Source organism: Pseudomonas sp. PB103, from assembly GCF_009764635.1.
In the GTDB taxonomy this organism is placed as follows: Bacteria; Pseudomonadota; Gammaproteobacteria; order Pseudomonadales; family Pseudomonadaceae; genus Aquipseudomonas.
Genome location: NZ_RWIL01000157.1, coordinates 47,062 through 73,383 on the forward strand (window position 1 = coordinate 47,062; position 26,322 = coordinate 73,383).

At 59.6% G+C, this 26,322-nt stretch carries 22 protein-coding genes; 9 read left to right on the forward strand and 13 right to left on the reverse strand.

Annotation, left to right across the window (positions count from 1 at the left end; translation table 11 throughout):
- Positions 1 to 35: 35 nt before the first annotated feature.
- From EJA70_RS27780 to EJA70_RS27810, 7 genes are all read left to right on the forward strand, one after another.
- On the forward strand, positions 36 to 698 hold the full coding sequence (locus tag EJA70_RS27780) for an amino acid ABC transporter permease (protein WP_158835389.1): 663 nt from the start codon (positions 36 to 38) through the stop codon (positions 696 to 698).
- Positions 699 to 707: 9 nt separating this feature from the next.
- Positions 708 to 1,370 carry an amino acid ABC transporter permease gene (locus tag EJA70_RS27785; RefSeq protein WP_158835325.1) on the forward strand — a complete coding sequence of 221 codons (663 nt, stop codon included), beginning with the start codon at positions 708 to 710 and terminating at the stop codon, positions 1,368 to 1,370.
- A complete protein-coding gene (locus EJA70_RS27790; protein ID WP_158835328.1) occupies positions 1,367 to 2,164 on the forward strand; it encodes an amino acid ABC transporter ATP-binding protein in 798 nt (265 codons plus the stop codon). Before EJA70_RS27785 ends, EJA70_RS27790 begins: the two co-directional genes overlap by 4 nt.
- A 31-nt stretch (positions 2,165 to 2,195) precedes the next feature.
- A complete protein-coding gene (locus tag EJA70_RS27795; protein ID WP_158835331.1) occupies positions 2,196 to 2,585 on the forward strand; it encodes a RidA family protein in 390 nt (129 codons plus the stop codon).
- 163 nt (positions 2,586 to 2,748) lie between these two features.
- Positions 2,749 to 3,513: an IclR family transcriptional regulator gene (locus tag EJA70_RS27800; RefSeq protein WP_158835392.1), complete on the forward strand. Its 765-nt coding sequence runs from the start codon at positions 2,749 to 2,751 to the stop codon at positions 3,511 to 3,513.
- Between the two features lie 39 nt (positions 3,514 to 3,552).
- Positions 3,553 to 4,767, forward strand: coding sequence for an amino acid deaminase (locus EJA70_RS27805; RefSeq protein WP_158835334.1), 1,215 nt, complete (start codon positions 3,553 to 3,555; stop codon positions 4,765 to 4,767).
- A 140-nt stretch (positions 4,768 to 4,907) separates the two neighbouring features.
- Entirely contained in the window at positions 4,908 to 5,840 is a 933-nt protein-coding gene (locus tag EJA70_RS27810; protein ID WP_158835337.1) for a sugar kinase, read from the forward strand.
- 109 nt (positions 5,841 to 5,949) lie between these two features.
- Here the strand turns inward: EJA70_RS27810 and EJA70_RS27815 are convergent, their stop codons facing one another.
- Together EJA70_RS27815 and EJA70_RS27820 are read right to left on the reverse strand one after the other, a co-directional pair.
- A complete protein-coding gene (locus tag EJA70_RS27815; protein ID WP_007912322.1) occupies positions 5,950 to 6,225 on the reverse strand; it encodes a peptidylprolyl isomerase in 276 nt (91 codons plus the stop codon).
- A gap of 52 nt (positions 6,226 to 6,277) precedes the next feature.
- Positions 6,278 to 8,815 carry a PAS domain-containing sensor histidine kinase gene (locus EJA70_RS27820; RefSeq protein WP_158835340.1) on the reverse strand — a complete coding sequence of 846 codons (2,538 nt, stop codon included), beginning with the start codon at positions 8,813 to 8,815 and terminating at the stop codon, positions 6,278 to 6,280.
- A gap of 133 nt (positions 8,816 to 8,948) precedes the next feature.
- Between EJA70_RS27820 and EJA70_RS27825 the strand changes: the two genes are divergently transcribed.
- Positions 8,949 to 10,055, forward strand: coding sequence for a PilT/PilU family type 4a pilus ATPase (locus EJA70_RS27825; RefSeq protein ID WP_158835344.1), 1,107 nt, complete (start codon positions 8,949 to 8,951; stop codon positions 10,053 to 10,055).
- Positions 10,056 to 10,061: 6 nt separating this feature from the next.
- Here the strand turns inward: EJA70_RS27825 and EJA70_RS27830 are convergent, their stop codons facing one another.
- The 10 genes from EJA70_RS27830 to EJA70_RS27875 form a co-directional block, all read right to left on the reverse strand.
- Positions 10,062 to 12,017: an acetoacetate--CoA ligase gene (locus EJA70_RS27830; RefSeq protein WP_158835347.1), complete on the reverse strand. Its 1,956-nt coding sequence runs from the start codon at positions 12,015 to 12,017 to the stop codon at positions 10,062 to 10,064.
- A gap of 157 nt (positions 12,018 to 12,174) precedes the next feature.
- On the reverse strand, positions 12,175 to 12,948 hold the full coding sequence (hbdH, locus tag EJA70_RS27835; protein WP_158835350.1) for a 3-hydroxybutyrate dehydrogenase: 774 nt from the start codon (positions 12,946 to 12,948) through the stop codon (positions 12,175 to 12,177).
- 7 nt (positions 12,949 to 12,955) lie between these two features.
- Positions 12,956 to 14,347, reverse strand: coding sequence for a GntP family permease (locus EJA70_RS27840; RefSeq protein WP_158835353.1), 1,392 nt, complete (start codon positions 14,345 to 14,347; stop codon positions 12,956 to 12,958).
- A 276-nt stretch (positions 14,348 to 14,623) separates the two neighbouring features.
- Positions 14,624 to 16,036: a sigma-54-dependent Fis family transcriptional regulator gene (locus EJA70_RS27845; protein ID WP_158835356.1), complete on the reverse strand. Its 1,413-nt coding sequence runs from the start codon at positions 16,034 to 16,036 to the stop codon at positions 14,624 to 14,626.
- 168 nt (positions 16,037 to 16,204) lie between these two features.
- Positions 16,205 to 17,779 (reverse strand): ABC transporter ATP-binding protein, encoded by a 1,575-nt coding sequence (locus EJA70_RS27850; RefSeq protein WP_158835359.1) that lies wholly within the window; start codon positions 17,777 to 17,779, stop codon positions 16,205 to 16,207.
- A gap of 14 nt (positions 17,780 to 17,793) precedes the next feature.
- Positions 17,794 to 18,816 (reverse strand): ABC transporter permease, encoded by a 1,023-nt coding sequence (locus EJA70_RS27855; protein WP_158835362.1) that lies wholly within the window; start codon positions 18,814 to 18,816, stop codon positions 17,794 to 17,796.
- Positions 18,816 to 19,877: a microcin C ABC transporter permease YejB gene (locus EJA70_RS27860; protein ID WP_158835365.1), complete on the reverse strand. Its 1,062-nt coding sequence runs from the start codon at positions 19,875 to 19,877 to the stop codon at positions 18,816 to 18,818. Before EJA70_RS27860 ends, EJA70_RS27855 begins: the two co-directional genes overlap by 1 nt.
- Positions 19,877 to 21,745 (reverse strand): extracellular solute-binding protein, encoded by a 1,869-nt coding sequence (locus EJA70_RS27865; protein WP_158835368.1) that lies wholly within the window; start codon positions 21,743 to 21,745, stop codon positions 19,877 to 19,879. Before EJA70_RS27865 ends, EJA70_RS27860 begins: the two co-directional genes overlap by 1 nt.
- A 136-nt stretch (positions 21,746 to 21,881) precedes the next feature.
- Entirely contained in the window at positions 21,882 to 22,163 is a 282-nt protein-coding gene (locus tag EJA70_RS27870; protein WP_008080151.1) for a peptidylprolyl isomerase, read from the reverse strand.
- A 96-nt stretch (positions 22,164 to 22,259) separates the two neighbouring features.
- Entirely contained in the window at positions 22,260 to 23,129 is an 870-nt protein-coding gene (locus EJA70_RS27875) for a triacylglycerol lipase (RefSeq protein ID WP_158835370.1), read from the reverse strand.
- Positions 23,130 to 23,462: 333 nt separating this feature from the next.
- On the opposite strand from EJA70_RS27875, the gene EJA70_RS27880 reads away from it, so the two are divergent.
- Complete coding sequence (locus EJA70_RS27880; protein WP_158835373.1) at positions 23,463 to 24,653, forward strand: hypothetical protein; 1,191 nt, start codon at positions 23,463 to 23,465, stop codon at positions 24,651 to 24,653.
- A 47-nt stretch (positions 24,654 to 24,700) separates the two neighbouring features.
- Here EJA70_RS27880 and EJA70_RS27885 read toward each other — a convergent pair whose 3' ends face one another.
- Positions 24,701 to 25,777, reverse strand: coding sequence for a 3-deoxy-7-phosphoheptulonate synthase (locus EJA70_RS27885; RefSeq protein WP_158835376.1), 1,077 nt, complete (start codon positions 25,775 to 25,777; stop codon positions 24,701 to 24,703).
- Between the last annotated feature and the right edge of the window lie 545 nt (positions 25,778 to 26,322).

A 26,322-nucleotide genomic window follows, 5' to 3' on the forward strand; every position in this document is an offset into this window, starting at 1 on the left:
CGATGCATGTCGCCCCGCTCAAGGTACTGCTGACCATGAACTATCAGTTGAACTTTGCCGCCGTGTGGCGCGATTTCGACACCTTGCTGGCGGGGCTCGGTCTGGGCCTTGAACTGGCCTTGGTGTCGATCGCGATCGGCTGCGTGATCGGCCTGCTGATGGCGTTTGCCTTGCTTTCAAAGCATCGCGCTCTGCGGGTGCTGGCCTCGGTGTACGTCACGGTGGTGCGTAACACGCCGATTCTGGTGTTGATTCTGTTGATCTACTTTGCCTTGCCGAGCCTCGGGATTCGTCTGGACAAGATCCCGTCGTTCATCATCACGCTCTCGTTGTATGCCGGGGCCTATCTGACCGAAGTGTTCCGGGGCGGTTTGCTGAGCATTCCCAAGGGCCAGCGCGAAGCGGGGTTGGCGATCGGTCTGGGCGAGTGGCAGGTCAAGGCTTATGTCACCGTGCCGGTGATGCTGCGCAACGTCTTGCCGGCGCTGTCGAACAACTTCATTTCGCTGTTCAAGGACACCTCGCTCGCTGCTGCGATTGCGGTGCCGGAGCTGACTTATTACGCGCGCAAGATCAACGTCGAGAGCTACCGGGTGATCGAAACCTGGCTGGTGACCACGGCGTTGTATGTCGCGGCCTGTTACCTCATTGCCATACTGCTGCGTTACCTCGAGCAGCGTCTGGCGATCCGCCGATAGGAGGCTGCGATGTACGAATCGCCCAGTTGGCTACATGAATTATGGGTGGCGCGCGAGCCGCTTTTGCAGGGCTTTATAACCAGTGTGCAAGTGTCGGCGCTGGCGATCCTGCTCGGCACGATGCTCGGCGTGGTCGCCGGTCTGGTGCTGACGTACGGCAGGTTCTGGATGCGCGCGCCGTTTCGCTTTTATGTCGACCTGATTCGCGGCACACCGGTGTTTGTGCTGGTGCTGGCCTGCTTTTATATGGCGCCGGCACTCGGTTGGCAGATCAGTGCGTTTCAGGCCGGTGCGTTAGGGCTGACGCTGTTCTGCGGCTCGCACGTCGCCGAGATTGTTCGCGGTGCGCTGCAAGCGTTGCCGCGTGGACAGATGGAAGCGAGCCAGGCCATCGGCCTGACGTTCTACCAATCCCTCGGCTACGTGTTGTTGCCTCAGGCGTTGCGGCAGATCCTGCCGACCTGGGTCAATTCGTCCACCGAAATTGTCAAGGCCTCGACCTTGCTCTCGGTGATCGGCGTCGCCGAGTTGCTGCTCAGCACGCAACAGATCATCGCCCGGAACTTCATGACCCTGGAGTTCTATCTGTTCGCCGGTTTTCTGTTCTTCGTCATCAACTACGGCATCGAATTACTCGGCCGGCACATTGAAAAGCGGGTGGCCCTGCCATGATTGAAACTCCAGTTTGCAACCTTCAGAACGGCCAGCCGCTGCTGGACATTCGTGGCCTGCACAAGCAATACGGCGCGGTCGAAGTGCTCAAGGGCGTCGACCTGAGCATGCAGCGCGGCAACGTGGTGACGCTGATCGGCTCCAGCGGATCGGGCAAAACCACGCTGCTGCGATGCGTGAACATGCTCGAAGAGTTCCAGGGCGGGCAGATCCTGCTCGACGGCGAATCGATCGGCTACGACGAAAGCAACGGCAAACGCGTGCGCCATGCGGAAAAGGTCATCGCCCGGCATCGCGCAATGACCGGCATGGCGTTTCAGCAATTCAATCTGTTCCCGCATCTCACCGCGTTGCAGAACGTCACCTTGGGTCTGCTCAAAGTGAAGAAGATGCACAAGGACGAAGCCGTGGCGCTCGCCGAGAAATGGCTTGAGCGCGTGGGGCTGTTGGAGCGGCGCAATCACTTTCCCGGTCAGTTGTCCGGTGGTCAGCAGCAGCGTGTGGCGATCGCCCGGGCGATTGCGATGAACCCGAGTTTGATGCTGTTCGACGAAGTCACTTCGGCCCTCGATCCTGAGCTGGTGGGCGAGGTGCTCAACGTGATCAAGGGCCTGGCCGAGGACGGCATGACCATGTTGCTGGTGACCCACGAGATGCGTTTTGCCTTCGAGGTCTCGGACAAGATCGTTTTCATGAATCAGGGGCGAATCGAAGAGCAGGGGCCTCCCAAGGATCTGTTCGAACGCCCGCAATCGCCGCGTCTGGCTGAGTTTCTCAAAAGCACGCGGTTCTGACTTTTCACTTTTGTAATCAGGAGAAATACCCATGAGCATTACTCGTTACGGCACCGGCAGCACCGCCGCTGGCGGCCAGCCACGTCCATTCGCCCGCGCTGTTGAGGCGGATGGCTGGCTGCACGTTTCCGGGCAGGTGCCGGCGGTGGATGGCGAGATCATTATCGGCGGCATCGTCGAGCAGACTCACCAGACCATGAAGAACCTGATCGCGATTCTCGAAGAGGCCGGTTATGGCCTGGAAGATGTCGTGCGCGCCGGTGTGTGGCTGGACGATCCGCGTGATTTCAGCAGTTTCAACAAGGTTTTCGGCGAGTACTTCAAACCCGAGCACGCCCCGGCGCGAGCCTGTGTGCAGGCGAGCATGATGGTTGATTGCAAGGTCGAGATCGACTGCATCGCCTACAAGAAAAAGCCCTGATCACTCGCGCGTTTGCGCGTAAACGGTTACCTGACTGACGATGACCCTTGTAGGAGCTGCCGAAGGCTGCGATCTTTTGGCATTTTTGGAAGCGCCAGAAAGGCAAGATCAAAAGATCGCAGCCTGCGGCAGCTCCTACAGGGAATATTGAGTGAGTAATGACATGACCGAAGACACCATCAAACGCCGGGCCCGCGGTCTGGACCGGGCGTTCGATATCCTCGACTTCCTCAAGGAGATCGGCCAGCCGCTGCGCCCGAACGATATTGCCAACGGCATCGGCAGCCCGAAATCCACGGTCTACGAATTGGTTGCCTCGTTGCTGGAGCGACGGATTCTCGAGCCGGTGGGCAAGGACGGTCATGTCTATCTCGGCCGTCAGCTGTATTTCCTCGGGCAGGCGCATCTGCGTCATTTCGACCTCAGTCGCGAAGCCGATCACGCCTTGCAGGAGATCGTCAGTCAGACCCATGAAACCGCGCAGATGTGCCTGCTCAACGGGCGTAAATACACGGTTGCGCTGATGAAGGAGGGCGAGCGGCATTTTCGGATCTCCTCCGATATCGGCGAAAACGCGCCGATCCCGTGGACGGCTTCCGGTCGCTTGCTGCTTGCACACTTGAGCGACCAGCAGATCATCGACCTGATCGACGAAGACGACTACATCCTGCCCGACGGCGAGCGCTTGCCGCTGGAACTGTTTCTCGGGCAAATCCGCCAGGCCGGCCTCGATGGATTTTTTTCCTTCGACAGTGTCGCCGACACCTTTACCCATTGCTTCGCCGCCCCGGTCAAAGACCGTAATGGCGTGGCTATCTGCACCCTGTGCATCGTCGCCCCACGGGCCGATGCAAAGAACAATTACAACGACTATCGCCGGGTGCTGATCGAGAGTGCCAACAGCCTCGCCCGGCGTATCAACGAATAACCGCGACCGCCTGCGGCCGCGAATGTGAGGAGTTCGACCATGACGACTGCCATCAATACTGCCGGGGATAAAGGCGACGCCAGCATCGGCGCGCACCTGGCGCAAGACGTCAGCCTGCCCGCGCTGGTGCTGCATCGCGAAGCGCTGGAGCACAACATTCGCTGGATGCAAAGTTTTGTCAGCGACAGCGGCGCCGAGCTGGCGCCCCACGGCAAAACCAGCATGACCCCGGCGCTGTTCAAGCGTCAGCTCGACGCTGGCGCGTGGGGCATCACCCTCGCCAGCGCCACGCAGACCCGCGCAGCCTATGCCCACGGTGTGCGCCGGGTGCTGATGGCCAACCAACTGGTCGGCACCCCGAACATGGCGTTGATTGCCGATTTACTGGCCGATCCGTCGTTCGATTTCTATTGCATGGTCGATCACCCGGACAACGTCGCTGATCTCGGGGCGTACTTCGCTTCGCGCGGGGTCAAGTTGAACGTGATGATCGAGTACGGCGTGGTCGGTGGTCGTTGCGGTTGCCGCAGCGAGCAGGAAGTCATTGAGCTGGCCAAGGCCATCAACGCCCAACCGGCGCTGGCCCTGACCGGCATCGAAGGTTACGAAGGCGTGATCCACGGCGATCACGCAGTCAGTGGCATTCGTGAATTCGCCGCCTCGTTGGTGCGCCTCGCCGTGCAGTTGCAGGACAGTGGCGCGTTTGCCATTGCCAAACCGATCATCACCGCGTCGGGCTCAGCGTGGTACGACCTGATTGCCGAATCGTTCGAAGCACAGAATGCTGGCGGACGCTTCCTCAGCGTCTTGCGTCCGGGCAGTTATGTCGCGCACGACCACGGGATCTATAAAGAAGCGCAGTGCTGCGTGCTCGATCGCCGCAGTGACCTGCAAGAGGGTTTGCGCCCGGCGCTGGAAGTCTGGGCACATGTGCAGTCGATGCCGGAGCCGGGGTTTGCGGTGATTGCTTTGGGCAAGCGTGATGTCGCGTTTGATGCCGGATTGCCGGTGCCATTGCTGCGTTACAAGGCTGGCGTGGTGCCAGCGACGGGCGACGACGTCAGTGCCTGCAAAGTGACGGCAGTGATGGATCAGCACGCATTCATGACGGTGGCACCGGGCGTGACGTTGCGCGTTGGCGACATCATCTCCTTTGGGACGTCGCATCCGTGCCTGACGTTCGACAAGTGGCGCGTGGGTTTGCTGGTGGATGATCAACTCACGGTGATCGAGCGCATGGAAACCTGTTTCTAAGGCCTGAGACCGCGTAGCGCCCAATCGCTGGCAAGCCAGCTCCCACAGGGGCCGGGGGTTGATTGCTAATCCTTGTGGGAGCTGGCTTGCCAGCGATGGGGCCGTAACAGACACACGTGAATCCACAGAGACACCACAAGATGAACACCCTAAGCCCCTTGGGCCCCAACACCCCGCGCATCGCCCTGATCGGCGAATGCATGATCGAACTTCAGCAGCGCGCCGACGGCAGCCTGCAGCAAAGCTTTGGCGGCGATACGCTGAACACGGCGGTGTATCTGTCCCGAGCCTTGGGCGACAAAGCGCAAGTCGACTACGTCACCGCGCTGGGCGATGACAGCTTCAGCGATGCCATGTGCCGGATCTGGACGGACGAAGGCATCGGCCTGACCCTGGTGCAACGCCTGCCCGGTCGCTTGCCAGGCTTGTATTGCATCCAGACCGACGCCAATGGCGAGCGGCGCTTCCTCTACTGGCGCAACGAAGCGGCGGTGCGCGACTGCTTTACCACATCGGCCGCCGAGCCGATCCTCGCCGCGCTGCCGGATTACGACGTGCTGTATTTCAGCGGCATCACCCTGGCTGTGCTCGGTGTGCAGGGCCGCGAGAAACTCATCCAGACCTTGATCGAAGCCCGTCAGCGCGATGCGCGGATCGTCTTCGACAACAACTACCGTCCACGTTTGTGGGCATCGGTGGAGGAGGCGCGGGCCGCGTATCGCAGTGTCTTGCCCTACGTAGACCTGGTTTTGCTGACGGTGGATGACGAACAGGCACTGTTTGGTTTTGCGGATTGCGAAGAGGTGTTTGCGACCTACGCGCAAATCGGTACGCCGGAAGTGGTGCTCAAGCGCGGCGCCGAGGCGTGTCTGATTTGCTGTGATGGCGAGGCGTTTGAAGTGCCGGCGCAGAAGGTTGCGAAGGTTATCGACACCACGGCGGCGGGGGATTCGTTCAGTGCGGCGTATCTGGCAGCGCGCTTGATGGGCGGCAGTCCGGTAGAGGCTGCGCAGGCCGGACACCAATTGGCGAGTCAGGTGATTCAAGTCCCTGGCGCCCTGATCCCCAGATAAGCAAAGCAATAACCCCTGTAGGAGCTGCCGAAGGCTGCGATCTTTTGATCCTGATTTTGAACAACAAGATCAATAGATCGCAGCCTGCGGCAGCTCCTACATGGATTTGTCAGTCGCGGTAGAAGACCTGGACCAGGTGATACCCAAACTTGCTCTTGATCGGCCCATGCACCGTGCGCAGCGGTTTTTTGAAGATCACCGCATCGATCGCACCGACCATCTGCCCCGGTCGCACTTCCCCCAGATCGCCGCCACGCTTGCCGGACGGGCAGGTGGAGAATTTTTTCGCCAGTACATCAAACGCTTCACCCTTGGCGATACGTTGTTTGAGCTGTTCGGCCTCTTCGGCGGTTTTCACCAGAATGTGGCGGGCTTGGGCTTTCATCGTGCGGTACCTGATAACGGGGTGACGGCGGGGCGCGGGATTATGCCTCAAGTCACGGGGTTTGGCTGATCATCGTGCGGATCTTGCTGGCCAGCAGCTCAATGGCAAAGGGTTTGGCGACCATGTCCATGCCGTCTTCTAGAAAGCCCTGACGTTCGGCGGCTTTCTGCGCATAGCCGGTCATGAACAGCACTTTCAGCCCCGGCCGATGCTGGCGGGCAATCTCCGCCAGTTGCCGACCGTTCATGCCCGGCAAACCGACGTCGGTCACTAGCAGATCCACCCGCAGATTCGATTCCAGCAAGGGCAGGGCGGTTTTTGCATCTTCAGCCTCGTACGCTTGATAACCCAGCTCCTTGAGCAGATCGAGCACGAGCATGCGCACCGCCGGGTCGTCTTCGACCACAACCACGGTTTCACCGGTGGCGGCGGCCGTTGGCTGCTGGATCGGTTCGGCGGCCGGGCGTTCCGGCTCCAGGCCTTGCAACCGTGGCAAATACAGGCGCACGCAGGTGCCTTGCCCCGGCAGGCTGTCGAGGCTGACATGCCCGCCGGACTGCTGGGCAAAACCATAAATCATCGACAGGCCCAACCCGGTGCCCTGGCCAATCGGCTTGGTGGTGAAGAAGGGGTCGAAGGCTTTGGAGCGCACGGAAGGCGTCATGCCGGTGCCGTTGTCACTGACCGCGAGCATCAGGTAATCGCCGGCCTTGACCGGTTCCAGCGTGGTGATATCACTGCCATCAAGGTAGACGTTGGCCGTTTCGATCAGCAACTCGCCACCGTCGGGCATGGCATCGCGGGCATTGATCACCAGATTGAGCAGGGCATTTTCCAGTTGACTGACGTCGGTGCTGACCGGCCATACCGGCTCGACCAGGCGCAGTTCAAGTTCGATCGGGTCGCCCTTGGTGCGACGGATCAGATCCTCCAGCGAATGAATCAGCTCATTGACGTTGAGGGTTTTGCGATCCAGCGACTGGCGCCGCGAAAACGCCAGCAACCGATGGGTCAGTGCTGCGGCGCGATTGGCCGAGGACACCGCCGCCTCGGTAAAACGACCGATCTCATCGGCGCGGCCATTGGCGATATAGCGTTGCATCAGGTCCAGACTGCCGATGATCCCGGTCAACATGTTATTGAAGTCATGGGCAATGCCACCAGTGAGCTGGCCGACGGCTTCCATCTTTTGTGCATGGCGCAGCGCGTCTTCGGCTCGCTCGCGTTCGAACATCTCGTTCTGCAGGCGTTGATTGGCCTGAGCCAGTTGTTCGGTCCGCGCGCTGACACGCTCTTCCAGCGTTTCATTGAGATTGCGCAGCGCTTCTTCAGTCTTTTTGCGTTCGGTTTCGTCGATGACGAAGATATAGAAACCGTTCACCGCACCATCGGCGCCGTGACGCGGCAAATAATTCATCAAGGCATGGCGGTTGCTGCCATCGCGGTGCGGTGTATAGAGGCTGAACGAGCAGGAGCGACCCGCCAGTGCCTCGGCAATGTAGGGCGCGCGCAGGAAGTAGGCTTCTTCGCCAATGACCTCGCGGATGGTGCGCCCATACAGCTCCTGCGGCGTCAGCCCGTACCAATCCAGGTAGGCGGCGTTGTTCAGGCGAAAACGTTCGTCGTGGTCGACGTAGCTGATCAGGATCGGCATGGCGTTGATGATCAACTGCAATTCGGTCTGACTCTGGCGCAGCGCCTGTTCCGTGTGTTTGCGCTCGGTCAGGTCCAGCGCGGCACCGAGGAAACGCATCGGCCGGCCATGATGATCCTTGTAGCAGCGGCCACGCGCGAACACCCAGCGCAACTCGCCATCGGCCTGCAGCAGGCGATATTCCTCGGCGTATTCGGTGCCATGCGTGATGCAATGCTTGATGCTGCGCGCAACCATCGCGCGGTCTTCGGGGTGTACGCCTTGCAGGTAGTCGCTGATCGGCAACTGGCGCGCCTGCGCAGGATCGACTCCGTGTAACTGAGCGAAATGCGTATCGGCGATAAAACGGTCTTCGGCAATGTCCCAATCCCACGTGCCCACCGCATTGGTGGCGGCGAGGGCCAGTTGCAGGCGTTCTTCGCTTTCGCGTTGAGCCTTGAGGCTTTCTTCGGAGCGTTGTTGCAGCTCCAGGGCGATGCGCCTGCGCTCGTTCGTCTCGATGGCCGTGACCAGAATTCCGGCGACTTGCGCGGTTTCGTCGCGGATCGGGCTGTAAGTCAGGTCCAGCCAGAAGTCCGACTCTTTGCCCTCACGCTGCAAAGTGAAGCGGCGTTCGGTGTAGGTGCGCACCTGACCTTGTAGGACGGCGCTGTAAATCGGGTCGGTAAAGTCTCGAAGTTCTGGCCATATCAGGTGCGCCGGTTGTCCGAAAGCGTGCGGATGCTTGTGGCCGGCGAGCATGGCGAAGCCGTTGTTGTAGATCTGCGTGAGTTGCGGCCCCCACAGCAACAGCATCGGCATCGGCGAGTGCAGCACGATGTCCACCGCGGTGCGCAGGCTTTGCGGCCACGCACTGGCACTGCCCAGCGGGCTGCGGGTCCAGTCGGTACGGGCGATCAGCGCCAGCGCATCGTCGTTGGTGGGTACAGCGTTCATCACGTCAGTCCTGAGCATCATTCGTTGAGGCGGCGTCTACAATCCTTGAGGACGGTAGACGCTCAATGTACCGCTGCGTCACCGCCGCGGGCCACGTCTGAATTTTTGCAAGCTTCGCGGGTGCTTTTTTGCCATGGAAATCGATGCATTGTTAACACGCCTGGCCAGCCAGCACGGCTCGGACCTGTTCCTGTCGACCGGGGCGCCACCCAGTGCACGTTTTCAAGGGGTGCTGACGCCGTTGAGCGAACAGTCGTTCAAGCCTGGCGAGGTGGCGGCCATCGCCAGTTCCCTGATGGACGCCGAACAGCGGCAGGAGTTCGACCGCGATCTGGAAATGAACCTGGCGATCTCGCGCGCCGGCATCGGCCGCTTTCGCGTCAACATTTTCAAGCAGCGCAATGATGTGTCGATTGTCATCCGCAACGTCAAGCTGGATATTCCGCGTTTCGAAGACCTCAAGTTGCCGCCGGTATTGCTCGACTCGGTCATGCTCAAGCAGGGCCTTATTCTGTTTGTCGGCGCCACCGACTCCGGCAAGTCGACGTCGCTGGCGGCGCTGATCGATCATCGCAACCGCCACAGCAGCGGGCACATCGTCACTATCGAAGACCCGATCGAATACATCCACCGCCATCGGCAGTCGATCATCAACCAGCGCGAAGTCGGTGTCGATACGCGCAGTTTCCATGCCGCGCTGAAAAACACCTTGCGCCAGGCGCCTGACGTTGTGCTGATCGGCGAAATCCGCGACCGCGAAACCATGGAGCATGCCCTGGCCTTTGCCGAAACCGGCCATCTGGTGCTGTCGACCCTGCACGCGAACAATGCCAATCAGGCGCTCGACCGAATCATCAATCTGTTTGCCGAAGAGCGGCGGCCGCAGTTGCTGCATGCCTTGGGCAATAACCTCAAAGCCTTTGTTTCGCAGCGCTTGGTGCGCACGCTGGACGGGCAACGACGCGCAGCAGTCGAAGTGATGCTGGGCACGCCGACCATTGGCGACCTGATCCGGCGCAATGAATTGGGCGAGCTCAAAGGCATCATGGAAAAATCCACCGAACTGGGCATGCAGACCTTCGATGCGGCGCTGCACGCCTTGGTGGTGGAAGGCGTCATCAGCGAAGACGAAGCGCTCAAACATGCCGACTCGGTGAACAACCTGCGTCTGCGCCTGAAGTTGCAGGCCGATGCCACGCCAGCGCCACCCACTTCGGGTGAGTGGGGGCTGATGGATTGAGCGGCTTCAGTCGTTGAGTTCAGCGCGGTTGCGAAACTGCTCCAGTGCCTCGGGGTTGGCCAGTGCATCGGTGTTCTTGACCTTCTCGCCGTGCACCACATTACGTACGGCCAGCTCAACCACCTTGCCGCTGATGGTGCGCGGAATGTCGGTCACCGCGACGATTTTTGCCGGCACATGCCGTGGTGTGGTGTTGGCGCGGATCACCTGGCGAATCTGTTGTTGCAGGGTTTCATCCAGTTCGATGCCGTCTGCAAGGCGCACGAACAACACCACGCGCACATCGTCTTGCCATTGCTGACCGATGGCCACGCTGTCCAGCACCTGCGGGACTTTATCCACCTGGCGATAGATTTCCGCCGTGCCGATGCGCACGCCGCCGGGATTGAGCACGGCGTCCGAACGGCCGTGGATCATCATGCCGCCATTGGGCAGTTGTTCGGCGTAGTCGCCCTGCGCCCAGACCCCGGGAAACAGGCTGAAATAGGATTGCCGCAACCGGCTGCCGTCGGCGTCGTTCCAGAGCCCGATGGGCATCGCCGGGAAATGCCGGGTACAGACCAGTTCGCCTTTTTCGGCGATCACCGGCTGGCCAGCGTCGTTCCACACTTCAACCGCCATGCCCAGACTCTTGCCCATGATTTCACCGCGACGGACCGGCGAGAGTGGATTGCCGTTGACGAAGCACGAGACGATATCGGTGCCAACGGACATCGAGGCCAGACAAACGTCAGGCTTGAGATCGCGATAAACGAAATCGTAGCTTTGCGGCGACAGCGCTGAACCGGTACACAGCAGGGTTTTCAGGCTGCTCAGATCATGGCTGTCACGGGGTTTGACGTGGTTGGCTTCAAGGGTCGCGAGAAATTTCGGGCTGGTACCGAACACGCTGATGCGCTCGTCGTCGATCAAGTCCAGCAACCGCGCGTTGTCCGGGTAAAACGGCGAGCCGTCGTACAGCACCACCGCGCTGCCGACCGCGAGCGCCGAGACCAGCCAGTTCCACATCATCCAGCCGCAAGTCGTGTAGTAAAACAAACGATCGCCGGGGCCAAGGTCGCAATGCAGGCCGTGTTCCTTGGCATGCTGCAACAGCACGCCGCCAGTGCTGTGAATGATGCATTTCGGCACACCGGTGGTGCCACTGGAATACAGCACATACAGCGGATGATTAAACGGCACCGGAACAAAGTCAGGTTCGCCAGCGGGCTCGTAGAAGTCATCCCACAGGTGCACTTCGGCGTGCGTTCGGTAGTCGCCGATGCGCGCTTGCGCACGTGAGTAGGGCACGATGATCAGCTGTTGCAGTGACGGCAATTGCTCAAGGATTTCGTTGAGCTTCGTCGTTTGGTCGATGTCTTTGCCGGCATAGCGATAACCGGCGCAGGTGATCAGCACTTTCGGCTCGATCTGGCCGAAGCGATCAATCACCCCGTGGGTGCCGAAATCCGGGGAAGAGCACGACCAGATCGCGCCAAGGCTGGTAGTCGCCAACATTGCCACCAGGGTCTGCCAGGTATTGGGCATGCACGCGGCGACCCGGTCGCCGAGGCCAACGCCCGCCGCCTGCAGACTGACCTGGAACCCGGCGACGTGCTCGGCCAGTTCGGCCCACGTCAGTTGCTCACGCTGGCCATTTTCGCCGACAGCAATCACCGCCACGGCATCGTCGCGACGGCGCAGCAGGTGTTCGGCGAAGTTCAGTGTTGCGCCCGGAAACCATTCGGCGCCGGGCATTGTTTCGCCCTCACGCAATACAGCGTCGGGCTGGGTGTGGAAGCGAATGTCGAAAAAATCGACGATGTCCTGCCAGAAATCCGAACGTTGCTCGATGCTCCATTGGTGCAGCGCAGGGTAGTCGTCGAGTTTCAGCGAATGGCGCTGATTGACCGCGCGCCGGAACATGTCCATGCGCGAGTGGGCGATACGGTAGGCATCGGGTTGCCAGAGGATGTCGGACATTGATTGCCTCTTGTTTTCGGGGTCATGCGCACGGCGCAGGTGATAGTGCCTGTTTTCTGTAGGAGTGAGCCTGCTCGCGATTGCGGCCTGCCAGTCATCGATGATGTTGGCGCTTAAACCGCCATCGCGAGCAGGCTCACTCCTACAAAGGGCCGGGTTATTGGGCCAGCCAGCCGCCATCAATATTCCACGCTGCACCGCGTACCTGGCTGCCGGCCTCGCTGCACAGAAACAACACCAGTTCCCCCAGATGCTGCGGCGTGACGAACTCCAGCGACGGTTGCTTCTCGGCCAGCAAATCATGTTGCGCCTGCTGCGGATCAACGCCTTTGGCCGCACGATCGTCGATCTGCTTCTGCACCAGAGGCGTCAATACCCAGCCCGGGCAAATGGCGTTGCAGGTGACATTGCTGGTCGCAGTTTCCAGGCCGACCACCTTGGTCAGGCCGATCACCCCGTGCTTGGCGGCCACGTAGGCGGCTTTGCCGGTCGAACCGACCTGGCCATGCACCGAGGCAATGTTGATGATCCGCCCCCAACCTTTGCTGCGCATGCCCGGCAGGCTCAGGCGGGTGCTGTGAAACACCGAAGACAGGTTGATCGCGATGATCGAGTCCCAGCGTTCTACCGGGAACTCCTCCACCGCAGCGACATGCTGGATGCCGGCGTTATTGACCAGAATGTCGACGCCGCCGAACTCGCCCTCGGCGTAAGCAATCATCTCGGCAATCTGCGCCGGATCGCTGACGTCGGCCGGGTGGTGGCCGACCTTGCCGCCGAACTGACCAACTTCGGCGATCACCGCTGAAGCATCGCCGAAGCCATTGAGGATCAGGTTGGCGCCAGCCTTGGCCAGGCTCAACGCGATGCCCAGGCCGATGCCGCTGGTGGAGCCGGTTACCAGTGCGGTCTTGCCGGAAAGAGTGGTCATGAATACCTCACACAATGCCAGTGGCGTAGAAAGTGCCGATCACCACGAAAACTGCCAGGGTCTTGATCAGCGTAATACAGAAAATGTCTTTGTAGGCTTCGCGGTGGGTCAGGCCGGTCACCGCCAGCAGCGTAATCACCGCGCCGTTGTGCGGCAGGGTGTCCATGCCGCCGCTGGCCATGGCGGCGACGCGGTGCAACACTTCCAGCGGAATGTTCGCAGCATGGGCGGCCGCGATGAATTGCTCGGACATGGCCGCCAGCGCGATACTCATGCCGCCCGAGGCGGAGCCGGTGATACCGGCGAGCAAGGTCACGGTAACGGCTTCATTGACCAGTGGATTGGGAATCCCCTTGAGCCAGTCGGCCAGCACCAGAAAGCCTGGCAGCGAGGCAATCACCGCGCCGAAGCCGTATTCCGATGCAGTGTTCATTGCCGCCAGCAGTGCGCCGCTGACCGCGCTTTTGCTGCCTTCAGCGAGTTTGCTGCGGATGGCTTTGAAGCCGAACGCCAGCACCATCAAAATCCCGATCAACAAGGCTGCCTGCACCGCCCAGATCGCCGTGAGTTTGGCGATTTCAGTGGTGACCGGCGCGGCCATGCCTGGCAGCGCGAGGCTGTGCGTTTTGCCGTACCACTGCGGAATCCATTGGGTGAACAACAGGTTCATGATGCCCACCGCCAGCAACGGCGACAGGGCAATCCACGGGTTGGGCAGGGCCAGGTCTTCAGCCGTCTCCGGCTCATTGCGCAGTTCCGTGCCGTAGCCTTCACCGGCGCGTTGCGCCTTGTTGCGCTGACGCTGCAGGAACAGCATGCCGGCGCAGAACACGAAAATCGTGCCGATCACACCCAGCCACGGCGCTGCCCATGCGGTGGTGTTGAAGAAGGTGCTGGGGATGATGTTCTGGATCTGCGGCGTGCCGGGCAGGGCGTCCATGGTGAAGGAAAACGCGCCCAGTGCGATGGTCGCCGGGATCAGGCGTTTGGGGATGTTGCTCTGGCGGAACATCTCGGCAGCAAACGGATACACCGCGAACACCACGACGAACAACGACACGCCGCCGTAGGTGAGCAAGGCGCAGACCAGCACGATCACCAACATCGCCTGTTTGGTGCCGAGCAGGCGAATTGCCGCCGCGACAATCGAGCGCGAGAAACCGGACAGTTCGATCAGCTTGCCGAACACTGCGCCGAGCAGGAACACAGGGAAGTACAGCTTGATGAAACCGACCATTTTCTCCATGAACACCCCGGTGAAGGCAGGGGCAACCGCGGAAGGGTCAGTCAGCAGGACAGCGCCGAGGGCGGCAATCGGGGCAAAGAGGATAACGCTGTAGCCACGATAGGCCGCGAGCATCAGCAGCGCGAGGGCCGCCAAGGCAATGATCACACTCATGGTGTGTCTCTCCAGAATTGTTATTTTTGTGGTTGAAACGTTGTGGGAGAGGACTTAGCGAGATTTATGCCAGAACATTAAGCTATTGAAATTTAAGGAGATAATTCGTTTCTGCGTGATCGGTTTATCCCTTTTGTCTCTTTTGTGAGACTTGTGTGGCCAAAAAAGATCGCAGCCTTCGGCAGCTCCTACATCGCAATTCATGTAGGAGCTGTCGAAGGCTGCGATCTTTTGATCTTCAATGGATATTCTCAATAAAGAGACCATGTCTCTTTTTCAGGAATCAGCAATCCCCAACGCCACCATTTTCTTGTACAACGTCGAACGCCCCAGCCCCAGACGAGCCGCTGCCTGCGGCACCTTCCCCGCGCATTGCGCCAGCGTCGACTGGATCAATTGCCGGTCAAACCGCTCCCGCGCCTGCGCAAATGTCTCATCGGCGTTGCGCTCAAGGGGCGGCGGGGCCGTACGTTCAACCGGGGTAAACGTGCCGATTGCCGCGCGGATGTCCTGCTCCGTCAACATCAAGTCGTCGCTGAGCAGCGCCGCACGCTCGAGCACATTGCGCAGTTCGCGGATGTTGCCCGGCCAGGCGTGCTGGCCGAGCAGCGCCAGCGCATCGCGATGCAGTTCATGCTGACTGCGCAACTCTTCGAGGATCGCTTCACTCAGTGCTGGCAAGTCATCAAGGCGCTCACGCAATGGCGGTACGTTGATCGGCAAGACATTGAGCCGGTAATACAAATCGGCGCGAAACTCACCGCGTTTGATCGCTGCCTGCAAATCTGTCGATGTCGCTGCGATCACCCGCACATCGCTCTGGATCACTTCGTTGGAGCCTACGGGCTCGAATTCTTTTTCCTGCAACACACGCAGCAACTTGCTTTGCAGCGGTAAGGGCATGTCGCCGATTTCGTCGAGAAACAATGTGCCGCCCTGAGCAATCTGCAGTTTGCCAGTGCGGCCCTTGCGATCAGCGCCGGTAAAGGCGCCCGGTGCGGTACCGAAAAACTCCGCCTCCAGCAGTGCCTCGGGAATCGCTGCGCTGTTGATGCTGACAAAGGCTTTGTGCGCCCGTGGCGATGCGCTGTGAATGGCCTGAGCGAGCAACTCTTTGCCAGTGCCGGTTTCCCCCAGCAGCAAGACCGGTGACTCGGCGCTGGCACTGCGCCGGGCGCGGCGTTTGACTTCGAGGCTGGCAGCACTGGTGCCAATGAAATGAGCAAAATTATATTTGGTCTGCCGTGCGCGCAGCAGCGAGCGAGTGGAAGCCAGTTCTTCCTGCATGCTCAGGTAACGCTTGAGCATCGGCGACAGGGTGCGCAACTCATCGAACAGGGCGAAACCGATGGCGCCGATCACCGTGCCGGCGTCGTCGTGGATTGGTAGGCGCATCACCACCAGTGGCTCTTTCGGGGTGTCTTGCATATCCAGAAGAATGGGCCGACCGCTTCGCACGACTTCGCGCAACAAACTGCCGGGAATCACGCTTTCGCAAGGCTTGCCGATCGCGCCAGCAGCGGATTCGAGGCCGAAACGACGGGCGTAACGCTCATTCATCCAGACGATGTTGGCATCGCGATCAACAATCACCGTGCCTTCACTGGACTGCTCGATGATCTCGAACAGCGAGCGGATCGCCAGGGTGCGAACCCGTTGGTAGTCCTTGAGGCTTTCGGTGGTGTTCATCTGGCGGCTGATCCGGAATTCAGGTTGTTAATGCGGGCCTCTTCGCTGGCAAGCCAGCTCCCACAGGGTCTCGGTCGTTCACAAATGTTGTGTACAGCGCAGCCCCTTGTGGGAGCTGACTTGCCAGCGATGGCCGCGATTCGGTTTCAGGTCGATTGGCGATTATGCCTACCCCGGATGCGCCGCCGCCAACAGCTCTTTGGTATACGGATGCTGCGGCGAATCGAACACGTCGTGGCTCGGGCCGCGTTCAACCACCTTGCCGTCCTTGATCACGATCATGTCGTGCGCCAGTGCGCGCACCACCGCCAGGTCGTGACTGATGAACAGATAGGTCAAACCGTACTTTTCCTGCAACTGGCGGAGCAGGGCGACCACTTGTTTCTGTACCGTGCGATCCAGCGCCGACGTGGGTTCATCGAGCAATATCAACGCCGGTTTCAGCACCAACGCGCGGGCAATGGCGATACGTTGCCGCTGGCCGCCGGAAAATTCGTGGGGGTAGCGATGGCGGCTGTCCGGGTCGAGGCCAACCTCCTTGAGCACCCGAATCACTTGCTCGTCGCATTCGTCCGCCGTCGATTCACAGTGCACCTCAAGGCCTTCACTGATGATCTGCGCCACCGACATACGTGGGCTGAGGCTGCCGAACGGGTCCTGAAACACCACCTGCATTTGCCGGCGCCACGGTCGCAGTTGTTTCTGATTGAGACCGTCGAGAGCTTCACCCTGGAAGCGGATGCTGCCTTCGGAGTCGAGCAGACGCAGGATCGCCTGGCCCAGTGTCGACTTGCCCGACCCGGATTCGCCAACGATACCCAGCGTCTTGCCGCGCTGGATGTTCAGGCTGATGCCGTCCACCGCACGCAGGTATTGCTTGCGCTGAAACAGCCCGCCACCGACGACAAATTCGACGCGCAGATCATCGACTTCGAGCACGTTTTCGCGCTCATCGCGGGGCAGGGCTTCGCCTTCCGGCTCGGCATTGAGCAACACGCAGCTATAGGGGTGTTTAGGTTCGGTAAACAGGGTTTCACACGGTGCCTGCTCGACGATCTCGCCCGCCTTCATCACGCAGACGCGCTGGGCGATGCTGCGCACCAGATTGAGGTCATGGCTGATCAACAGCAGCGACATGCCGAGCCGTTGTTGCAAGGATTTGAGCAGCAGAAGGATCTTGCGCTGTACCGTCACATCGAGCGCGGTGGTCGGTTCGTCGGCGATCAACAGCTCTGGCTCGCAAGCCAATGCCATGGCGATCATCACCCGTTGCCGCTGCCCGCCGGACAACTGATGCGGATAAGCCTTGAGCCGTTCTGCCGGTTTCTGGATGCCGACCAATTGCAGCAATTCAAGAATACGCAACTGCGCCGCTTTGCCACCGAGGCCGCGATGGAGCAAGAGGGTTTCGCCAATCTGCTTTTCGATGGTGTGCAGTGGGTTGAGCGAGGTCATCGGTTCTTGAAAAATCATCGCGATGCGGTTCCCGCGCAACTCGCGCAGCACCTTCGGATCGGCCCCCACCAGCTCCTGGCCACGGTAACGAATGCTGCCCGTGGTGTGGGCGTCGCACTCGGGCAGCAATTGCAGGATCGAATGCGCCGTCACCGATTTGCCCGACCCCGATTCGCCGACCAATGCCAGGCATTCGCCCGGGCGAATGTCCAGACACAGGTTGCGCACCACGGTCTGGCCATGGAAGGCAACGCTGAGGTCACGGATTTCGATCAGGTTGTCAGTCATCTTCAATCTCGGTTTCAAGAGCGTGGGTCGAAAGCGTCACGCAACGCTTCGCCGATAAACACCAGCAACGAAAGTATCAGTGCCAGGGTGAAAAACGCTGTCAGCCCAAGCCATGGCGCCTGCAGGTTTTGTTTACCCTGACCAATCAGTTCGCCGAGCGAGGCGCTGCCGGCAGGCATGCCAAAACCGAGGAAATCCAGCGCAGTGAGGGTGGAAATCGCTCCGGTCAGAATGAACGGCAAATAGCTCAGCGTCGCGTTCATGGCGTTGGGCAGGATGTGGCGGACAATCACTTTGCGGTCCGTCAGGCCCAGCGCGCGCGCGGCTTTGACGTATTCCAGATTACGCCCGCGCAGAAATTCGGCGCGGACCACATCCACCAGCGCCAGCCAGGAGAACAGCGCCATGATGCCCAGCAGCCACCAGAAGTTGGGCTCGACAAATCCGGAGAGGATGATCAGCAAGTACAGCACCGGTAATCCCGACCAGACCTCAAGCAAACGCTGCCCGAGCAGGTCAATCCAGCCGCCGTAATATCCTTGCAGCGCGCCCGCGGCGATGCCGATCAATGCGCTGACAAACGTCAGCATCAAGGCAAACAGGATCGATACCCGCGCGCCGAAAATCACCCGCGCCAGCACATCCCGTGCCTGATCGTCGGTACCCAGCCAGTTCACCGCTGTGGGCGGGCTCGGCGCAGGTTTGTTGAGGTCGTAGTTTGGCGTGTCGTCGCTGAAAGGAATCGGTGGGAACAGCAGCCAGCCGCCGTCCTTGCGTATCAGGTTCTGCACATAATCACTGCGGTAGTCGGCCTGGAAGGGCAGTTGCCCGCCGAATTCCTGTTCCGTGTGGCGCTTGAACACCGGGAAGTACCACTGACCTTGGTAACTGACCATGAGTGGCTTGTCATTGGCGATCAACTCGCCACCCAGCGTCAGCAGGAACAGGCCAATGAACAGCCACAACGACCACCAGCCACGACGGTTTTTCTTGAAGCGCTCAAAGCGGCGTCGGCCCAACGGCGAGAACTTGAACATCAGGCGTTCCTCGCGGCAAAGTCGATGCGCGGGTCAACCAGCGTGTAGCACAGGTCGCCGATCAGTTTTATCAGCAGGCCGAACAGGGTGAAGATGAACAGAGAGCCGAACACCACCGGGTAGTCGCGTGACACCGCCGCTTCGTAGCTCATGCGTCCGAGGCCGTCGAGGGAGAAGATCACTTCGATCAGCAACGAGCCGGCGAAAAACACACTGATGAACGCCTGCGGAATGCCTGATACCACCAGCAGCATGGCGTTGCGAAACACGTGGCCGTACAGCACGCGGTTTTCGCTCAAACCTTTCGCCCGGGCGGTCACCACGTATTGGCGGGTGATTTCATTGAGGAACGAGTTTTTGGTCAGGATGGTCAGGGTCGCGAAACCACCGATGACCAGCGCCGTCACGGGCAACACCAGGTGCCAGAAGTAATCGGCGATCTTGCCCAGGGTCGACAGCGATTCGAAGTTGTCCGAGACCAGTCCACGCACCGGGAACCAGTTCAGCGAAGTGCCACCGGCAAACACCACGATGAGGAACATCGCAAACAGAAACGCCGGCATCGCGTAACCGATGATGATCGCGGTACTGCTCCAGATGTCGAAATGACTGCCGTGATGCACCGCTTTGCGGATGCCCAGCGGGATCGACACCAGGTACGTGATCAGCGTCGCCCACAGTCCAAGGGAAATGGTCACCGGCATTTTTTCCAGAATCAGGTCGGTGACCGTGGCGCCGCGGAAGAAGCTTTTGCCAAAGTCCAGTTGCGCATAGTTTTTCAGCATCAGCCACAGGCGTTCGTGCGCCGGTTTGTCGAAGCCGTATTGCTTTTCGATGTCCTTGATCAGTTGCGGATCAAGGCCTCGGCTGGCGCGTGAAGTGTTGCTCGTGGTTTCACTTGCGCCGCCCCCGACATTTGTCCCGCCGATGCCTTGCAGATGAGCAATGGCCTGTTCGACCGGGCCGCCGGGCGCCGCCTGGATGATGACGAAATTGACCAGCAGAATGATCACCAGTGTCGGAATGATCAGCAGCAGGCGCCGCAGTATGTAACCCCACATCAGTGCGGTCCTCCGGGTCTGCCACGGCCGATTTTCTCGGCCGTCATCTGCTGGTTGGTCAGCGGTGTGCTGCTGATTTCCCACCAGCTCTCGATGGCTTCGTCATTGCTGGCCTGAACCGACGGAATGCCGAACCGGTTCCACCAGACCGTCGAGGTGCCCGGCGGATAATAATTGGGTATCCAGTAGTAGTTCCATTGCAGCACCCGATCCAGCGCATGGGCGTAGTGGAGCATGTCTGACTGGGTCGAGGCGCGGATCAGGCCGTTGATCAGGGTGTCGACGGCGGGGTTTTTCAACACCATATAGTTGTTGGCGCCCGGGTCGTTGGCCGACGCCGAGCCGAAGTAGTTCAGCAGTTCGCCGCCCGGCGAAGTGGTCACCGGGTAACCGGTGACGATCATGTCGTAGTCGCGGCTCATCAGGCGATTGACGTATTGCGAGGAGTCGATGCGGCGGATATTGAGGTCGATACCGATCTGTTTCAACGTACGTTTGTAAGGCAGCAGCAGGCGATCCATGCCGTTCTGGCTGACCAGAAACGTGAAACTGAGCGGCTCGCCCTCAGCGTTCACCAGTTGATCGCCGTCAGGTTTCCAGCCAGCCTGTTCAAGCAGTTCGAGTGCTTGCAGCTGTTTGTCACGGATCAAGCCGCTGCCATCGGTTTTCGGCGCCTTGAAAACTGTGCTGAACACTTCGTCAGGCACCTGGCCGCGCAGCGGTTCAAGGATTTTCAGTTCTGCCGCATCGGGCAACTCACGGGCGGCCAGATCAGTGTTGGAAAAGTAGCTCTGCTGGCGGATGTACATATTGCGCATCATCTGCCGGTTGCTCCATTCGAAATCCCAGAGCATCGCCAGTGCCTGACGCACGCGGCGGTCCTGGAACATCGGCTTTTGCAGATTGAATACAAAACCCTGGGCCGATTGCGGCGCCTCGGTGGCCAAGTGGGCTTTTTGCAGACGCCCGTCGCTGAGCGCCGGGCTGTCATAGCCAATCGAGTAGCCGGTGGCGGAAAACTCTCGGTTGTAGTCATAAGCGCCGCCGCGCAGCACCTGGCGAGCGACGTCGGTGTCACCGAAGTATTCGATGCTGAAGTGATCGAAGTTGTAGAGACCACGGCTGACCGGCAGGTCTTTACCCCACCAGTCGGGATTGCGCTCGAACGTAATGCTGCGCCCTGAGTCGACCTTGCCGACCCGGTAAGGGCCGCTGCCCAGCGGTGCCTCGTAACCGCCGCCGCCGGCGAAGTCGCGGCTTTTCCACCAATGCTCGGGAAACACCGGCAACGTCGCGATGTCCAGCGGCAGGGTGCGATTTTCGTTGCTCTTGAAGTCGAAGCGGACCGTCAACGGTGCTTCGACCTCGACGCCTTTGACGTCGGCGAACTGCGTGCGGTAGCGCAGGCTGCCCTGAGTCATCAGCAGATCGTAGGTGTAGCGCACGTCTTCGGCGGTGATCGGCTTGCCGTCGGCGAAACGTGCCTTGGGGTTGATGAAGAAACGCAGCGACAGACCGTCGTCCGAACGCTCCATTTTCTGTGCGACCAGACCATAGACGGTGTACGGTTCGTCCATCGAGCGCTGGGCCAGCGGGGAATACAGCATGCCGTCGATCTGGGTGACGCCGATGCCTTTGTCTATATAAGGAAGGACATGGTCGAAGTGACCGATTTCGATCGCCGATCGACGCATCGTCCCGCCCTTGGGCGCTTGCGGATTGGTGTAGGCGAAGTGACTGAATCCGGCGGGGTACCTTGCCGGTTCGCCATAAACGGTCAACGCATGTTGCGGTGTCGCGTTCACACCGGCGGCGCCCAGGAGCAGAGCCACGGCAGTGAACATCAATGTGGGGAAAGCCAGTCGCATTGTCAGCCTTAAAGCCGGGTGATCGATAAGCGTAATTTGTACGCGAGCAGCGCTCCGGTCGCCAGCCGTATCGTGTAACTGAAACACAGCGGCCCACCAAATGGCGGGCCGCTGCTGCTTCCATCAGGACACGGAATCAGTCCTGGCGGCTGGTAACTTCCAGCAAGTGATAACCGAACTGGGTTTTCACCGGACCCTGTACGACGTTGATCGGTGCGCTGAATACGACGGTGTCGAATTCCTTGACCATCTGGCCTGGGCCGAACGAGCCCAGATCACCGCCCTGACGGCTGGATGGGCAGGTGGAGTTGCTCTTGGCCACTTCGGCGAAGTCGGCACCGGCTTCGATTTGAGCCTTGAGTTCGTTGCACTTGTCTTCGCTGGAAACCAGGATGTGGCGGGCAGTGGCTTTAGCCATGGGGAAACTCTCCAATCTATTTCAGTAAAGTGTGGAGCCTACCGGATTCAGTGGGCGATTTCTCGGCAAAGTTCCCTTGCATGTATCGCGTTGGCCCTAGAGTTCTGCTGCTTGCAGGCGATAGGCGTGCTCTACATAGAGGTCAATCGGATTCGGCGTGACTGCACCTACTGTCGTCGTGCCGCGCAGACTCGACAGATGGTCAAGAGGCAGATCCGAACGGATTACCTCGCCCAAGTGGGAGCTGAAACGGCCGACAAGTCCATCGTTTTGCCCGGCTTCTTTATCGAAGTGCCTGGAAAGTGCCCTGCAAATGATATTGCCCGGTTCAAGGGTGTGCGAGCCTTGATCGGCGAGGATTCCGCTCCAGGAATAATAGCGAACGCCGTTGACCAGGGTCGGTCCATGCCCGCCCCAAGTGTCGGGTAAACCTTGCGGGTACTTATCGTTGAATCGGCCTACGCCTTCGCTCGTCAGGGCGTTGAGCGCTGCTAGCGCATGTTGCGGCAGCAGCATGCTGCCACTGAGCAACGCCAGAAAATCCGCAAACAGTGTGGCTACGTTGTTGGCAATATGCTCCGGCAATCGCCCGGGTATGAGTGCCTGACGCAGGGTGTCGGCCACTTCGGAGCCCTGATTGGGTCCGCTGACCGAAGTCACTGACGCGACGTTGTGTGGGGCAAGCGCAGCAGCATAACGCGCGGTGAGTGCGCCTTGACTGTGTCCGATCAGGTTGACTTTGTCGGCACCTGTGCCTTTGAGCACACGATCAATTTGCAACAATAACTGTTCTCCGCGGACTTCGTTGTCATGAGCCGCTGAGAGATGTGGCACAAACACTCGGCTGCCCGCCGCTACGAGTGCCTTGCGAACCTCATGGAAGAGTTCGAAGTGGCCGATGCGCTCGAATCCGAACAGACCATGGATCAATAGGATCGGGTAGTGCGTTGTGGCATTCCGTTGCATGCTATTTACCTTATCGCAGAGGTTCTCGGTGAAATCTGCGGGCCACTCTAAAACAGTCATTCATTCGGCGAAGTACGAAGAGGCTTCAGATGCTGTTTGAATCTGGATCAGTGGATGTACGAAATTTCGGATAATGCTGAGATCCACCTCCGAATGTGCCGCCGTCTACTGCTGGTTTTGAGGTGTTTTTCAGTTGTTTGCCTACCTTGCTGGCAGTATTTGCCCCGCGTATTTAGCGCTTTGGCTGACATCCTGGCGTTGCTCAATAGCGTTCAATAGGGCTGTCGACGCGGTCATTGAAGACGGCGTTTTTTCCAAGGAATGGAGGCATCGATGACTCTGTATGAGGCACACCCGAAAATACCGTCAGCGCAGCAGAGCGGTGGAGCGTCAGGCGCCACACCGGATGGTCGGATTTCACTCAATGGTCGGGGGCGGCTGAGTTTCAAGGCCGATGAGACAACTCTGGAGTTTTGCTATCAGGCAGGTGAAGGCATTGATATCCGTGCGGCAACCGTACGCTTGCCAGTACCTTCCCTCGACGCTGTAACGGATGCCGCACTGGATCCCTCACTGAAGAGAGTCATTGCACGGATTGCGCCTTATCCGGGCATGGCTTGCGGTGACAAGCTATTGCTGCACTGGGAAGGGCTGGATATTGATGGTTTCGCTTATCAGCACGAGGTGTCCCGCTTCGTCAGTGAAGATCAAGTAGGCAAGGACGTTGTATTCGTCATCAAGGGTGTTCACGTCGCAGCGCTGGATGGCGGATCACTGGAAATCTACTGGACGCTTTACAGTGCGACGTGCGCTGAACCTGCTGTTTCGGAACGTGTGCAAATGGATGTCGGGGATGTTCGGACTCATTTGCTTGCGCCTTGCGTCGACGACACGGTCGGCGGTGTTCTGGATCCCGAAAGATTCCCCGACGGTGCACGGGTCAGCCTGCAGCCATACGCACGGATGGCAGAAGGCGATCGAGTCCTGCTGAGCTGGCAAGGTGCGCCGAACAATGGATTTGACGATGCGTTGACCGTTGCGGCCTATGCGGTGGGGGAAGCACTGTCGTTCTGGCTCCCGCCTGAATGTTTCGTTGCGCACCTTGGCAGTGAGGCGATCGTCCGATATCGGGTTGAATCGAAAGGCGGCGAAGCGCGCGACTCCGAGTCCGCGAAAGTGGTTATCGCGTCGCTGATTCGCGGAAGATTGGCTGCGCCGGACGTATTGGAGGCTCAAGACGGCATTCTGGATATAGCGGATTCTACAGACGGTATTACCGTGGTGATCGGCAATGCTCAGGCACAGGCAGGAGAGTTGGTCTATCTGAAGTGCGATGGAGATTTCTTCAATCACCGCGACGATAGGGAAATCACCCGCGACTCGGCGGGACAGCCGCTGGTGTTTATCGTCCCTCATCGTTTTTGGCGTGAGCATCAGGGGTCGACAGTGCGCATCGCCTATTCGGTGGAGCGAACGGACGATGTCAGTCAGGCATCCGAGGTGACGCAGGTGCACGTGGAGTAACGTTCTGTGCTTCCGGCGCCCTATGCGCCGGAAGTCTGATCTTCACTTCAGCGCTGGTTTTGGTTTTTCAGGCGGTGTGCGGCATCCAGCAACAAGCGTTCTGTCGCGTTGAAGCCTAGGCATCCATCGGTAATGGAGACGCCGTATTGCAGCGATGGCTTCAGTGGTTGGCAACCTTCGAACAGGTGTGACTCGATCATCATGCCAATCAGCGAATGATCGCCCCGCAGGCGTTGCTCCAGCACATCGTTGAAGACGGCCGGTTGGCGCAGAGGGTCTTTGCCGCTGTTGGCGTGACTGCAATCAACCATGATCCGGCTCGGGATTTTCAGTCGGGCGAGCTCGGCGCTGATTTTTTCGACGCTGTTTCGATCGTAATTAGGGCCCTGATGGCCACCACGCAGCACCAAGTGGGTGTCCGGGTTGCCGGTTGACTGAATGATTGCCGGATGACCTTGGCTGTCGACACCGAAATGCCTGTGTGGATGGGCTGCCGAACGCATTGCATCGACTGCGATGGCCACGCCACCGTCGGTACCATTTTTGAAGCCGACGGGCATGTTCAATCCGCTGGCCATCTCGCGGTGAATCTGGGATTCGGTTGTACGGGCGCCGATGGCAACCCAGCTCAACAGGTCATCGAAGTAACCGGCAGCCATGGGTTGCAGCAGTTCGGTAGCAACGGGGAGGCCCAGGTGGATCATTCCCAGCATCAGTTCACGGGACAGCGTCAGGCCGGCCGCCATGTCGTCACTGCCATCAAGGTGGGGGTCGTATGCCAGGCCTTTCCAGCCAACCGTCGTTCGCGGTTTTTCGACATAGGCGCGCATGACCAGCAGCATTTCATCACTGACTTGGTCGGCGAGTCGGGCGAGTTTGCCGGCGTATTCGAGGGCGGATTTTGGGTCATGGATCGAGCAAGGACCAACGATCACCAGCAGGCGTGGGTCTTGTCCATCGAGAATCGCCCGAACCGCCTGGCGGTGGGCGGCGACCTGCAGGGTCAGGGCATTGCTCAGGGGCAATTGCTGCTTGAGTTGCAGCGAACTCGGCAGACGTAGCGTCAGTGCCTCGTTGGCGCAGTTGAGGGTAGACAGTGGCAAAGCAGAAACGGAGGAGTTCATATTCGGTCTTCCTGGGCTGGAGGCGGGGGCTTCCCGCGCACTCGGCCCTACTGGGGTGTTCGACAATTGGCCGTATGGGCTGCGTGTGTGTGCTTGCCACCTGTGGGTGACCGATCGGAGGCGGCAGGCTGTCCCGAGCGGAGGCTGGTAAATCGCCAGGCGGAAAAAATGTCGTAACGGTAATAAGTGGCGTAGTTCATTGGGTGATTCCTCAAATTGTCTGGAGTGTTGCTAAAAAGTTTGGGCCTGAAAAAACAAAACCCCCGGTCGGGAGGCCGACCGGGGGTTGAGAATTCTCTGGTGGCGACCCGTTTTTATGGGCGCCGTGTGGGTATCAGGCGCGCCAGTGGCTAAACCAATACCCAAAATAAAAGCTGGCAGGAGCGCAAACGTTATTCATACGCGCAGCCGCATCCGAGCGCAGGGCGCTGTCGGTACGAAGCTGTGATTGGGCGTTGAACATGATCTGTCTCCGATGAATGCGCCGAGCTTACTAGAGGCCGATACGCCACAGCAATCAGAAAATGCTATGGCATGCGCATTAA

What these genes read in the sequence shown, in the direction of transcription:
- EJA70_RS27780 (WP_158835389.1), top strand. Translation starts at nt 36, where the DNA reads ATGAACTATCAGTTGAACTTTGCCGCCGTGTGGCGCGATTTCGACACC.
- EJA70_RS27785 (WP_158835325.1), top strand. Translation starts at nt 708, where the DNA reads ATGTACGAATCGCCCAGTTGGCTACATGAATTATGGGTGGCGCGCGAG.
- EJA70_RS27790 (WP_158835328.1), top strand. Translation starts at nt 1,367, where the DNA reads ATGATTGAAACTCCAGTTTGCAACCTTCAGAACGGCCAGCCGCTGCTG.
- EJA70_RS27795 (WP_158835331.1), top strand. Translation starts at nt 2,196, where the DNA reads ATGAGCATTACTCGTTACGGCACCGGCAGCACCGCCGCTGGCGGCCAG.
- EJA70_RS27800 (WP_158835392.1), top strand. Translation starts at nt 2,749, where the DNA reads ATGACCGAAGACACCATCAAACGCCGGGCCCGCGGTCTGGACCGGGCG.
- EJA70_RS27805 (WP_158835334.1), top strand. Translation starts at nt 3,553, where the DNA reads ATGACGACTGCCATCAATACTGCCGGGGATAAAGGCGACGCCAGCATC.
- EJA70_RS27810 (WP_158835337.1), top strand. Translation starts at nt 4,908, where the DNA reads ATGAACACCCTAAGCCCCTTGGGCCCCAACACCCCGCGCATCGCCCTG.
- EJA70_RS27815 (WP_007912322.1), bottom strand. Translation starts at nt 6,225, where the DNA reads ATGAAAGCCCAAGCCCGCCACATTCTGGTGAAAACCGCCGAAGAGGCC.
- EJA70_RS27820 (WP_158835340.1), bottom strand. Translation starts at nt 8,815, where the DNA reads ATGAACGCTGTACCCACCAACGACGATGCGCTGGCGCTGATCGCCCGT.
- EJA70_RS27825 (WP_158835344.1), top strand. Translation starts at nt 8,949, where the DNA reads ATGGAAATCGATGCATTGTTAACACGCCTGGCCAGCCAGCACGGCTCG.
- EJA70_RS27830 (WP_158835347.1), bottom strand. Translation starts at nt 12,017, where the DNA reads ATGTCCGACATCCTCTGGCAACCCGATGCCTACCGTATCGCCCACTCG.
- hbdH (WP_158835350.1), bottom strand. Translation starts at nt 12,948, where the DNA reads ATGACCACTCTTTCCGGCAAGACCGCACTGGTAACCGGCTCCACCAGC.
- EJA70_RS27840 (WP_158835353.1), bottom strand. Translation starts at nt 14,347, where the DNA reads ATGAGTGTGATCATTGCCTTGGCGGCCCTCGCGCTGCTGATGCTCGCG.
- EJA70_RS27845 (WP_158835356.1), bottom strand. Translation starts at nt 16,036, where the DNA reads ATGAACACCACCGAAAGCCTCAAGGACTACCAACGGGTTCGCACCCTG.
- EJA70_RS27850 (WP_158835359.1), bottom strand. Translation starts at nt 17,779, where the DNA reads ATGACTGACAACCTGATCGAAATCCGTGACCTCAGCGTTGCCTTCCAT.
- EJA70_RS27855 (WP_158835362.1), bottom strand. Translation starts at nt 18,816, where the DNA reads ATGTTCAAGTTCTCGCCGTTGGGCCGACGCCGCTTTGAGCGCTTCAAG.
- EJA70_RS27860 (WP_158835365.1), bottom strand. Translation starts at nt 19,877, where the DNA reads ATGTGGGGTTACATACTGCGGCGCCTGCTGCTGATCATTCCGACACTG.
- EJA70_RS27865 (WP_158835368.1), bottom strand. Translation starts at nt 21,745, where the DNA reads ATGCGACTGGCTTTCCCCACATTGATGTTCACTGCCGTGGCTCTGCTC.
- EJA70_RS27870 (WP_008080151.1), bottom strand. Translation starts at nt 22,163, where the DNA reads ATGGCTAAAGCCACTGCCCGCCACATCCTGGTTTCCAGCGAAGACAAG.
- EJA70_RS27875 (WP_158835370.1), bottom strand. Translation starts at nt 23,129, where the DNA reads ATGCAACGGAATGCCACAACGCACTACCCGATCCTATTGATCCATGGT.
- EJA70_RS27880 (WP_158835373.1), top strand. Translation starts at nt 23,463, where the DNA reads ATGACTCTGTATGAGGCACACCCGAAAATACCGTCAGCGCAGCAGAGC.
- EJA70_RS27885 (WP_158835376.1), bottom strand. Translation starts at nt 25,777, where the DNA reads ATGAACTCCTCCGTTTCTGCTTTGCCACTGTCTACCCTCAACTGCGCC.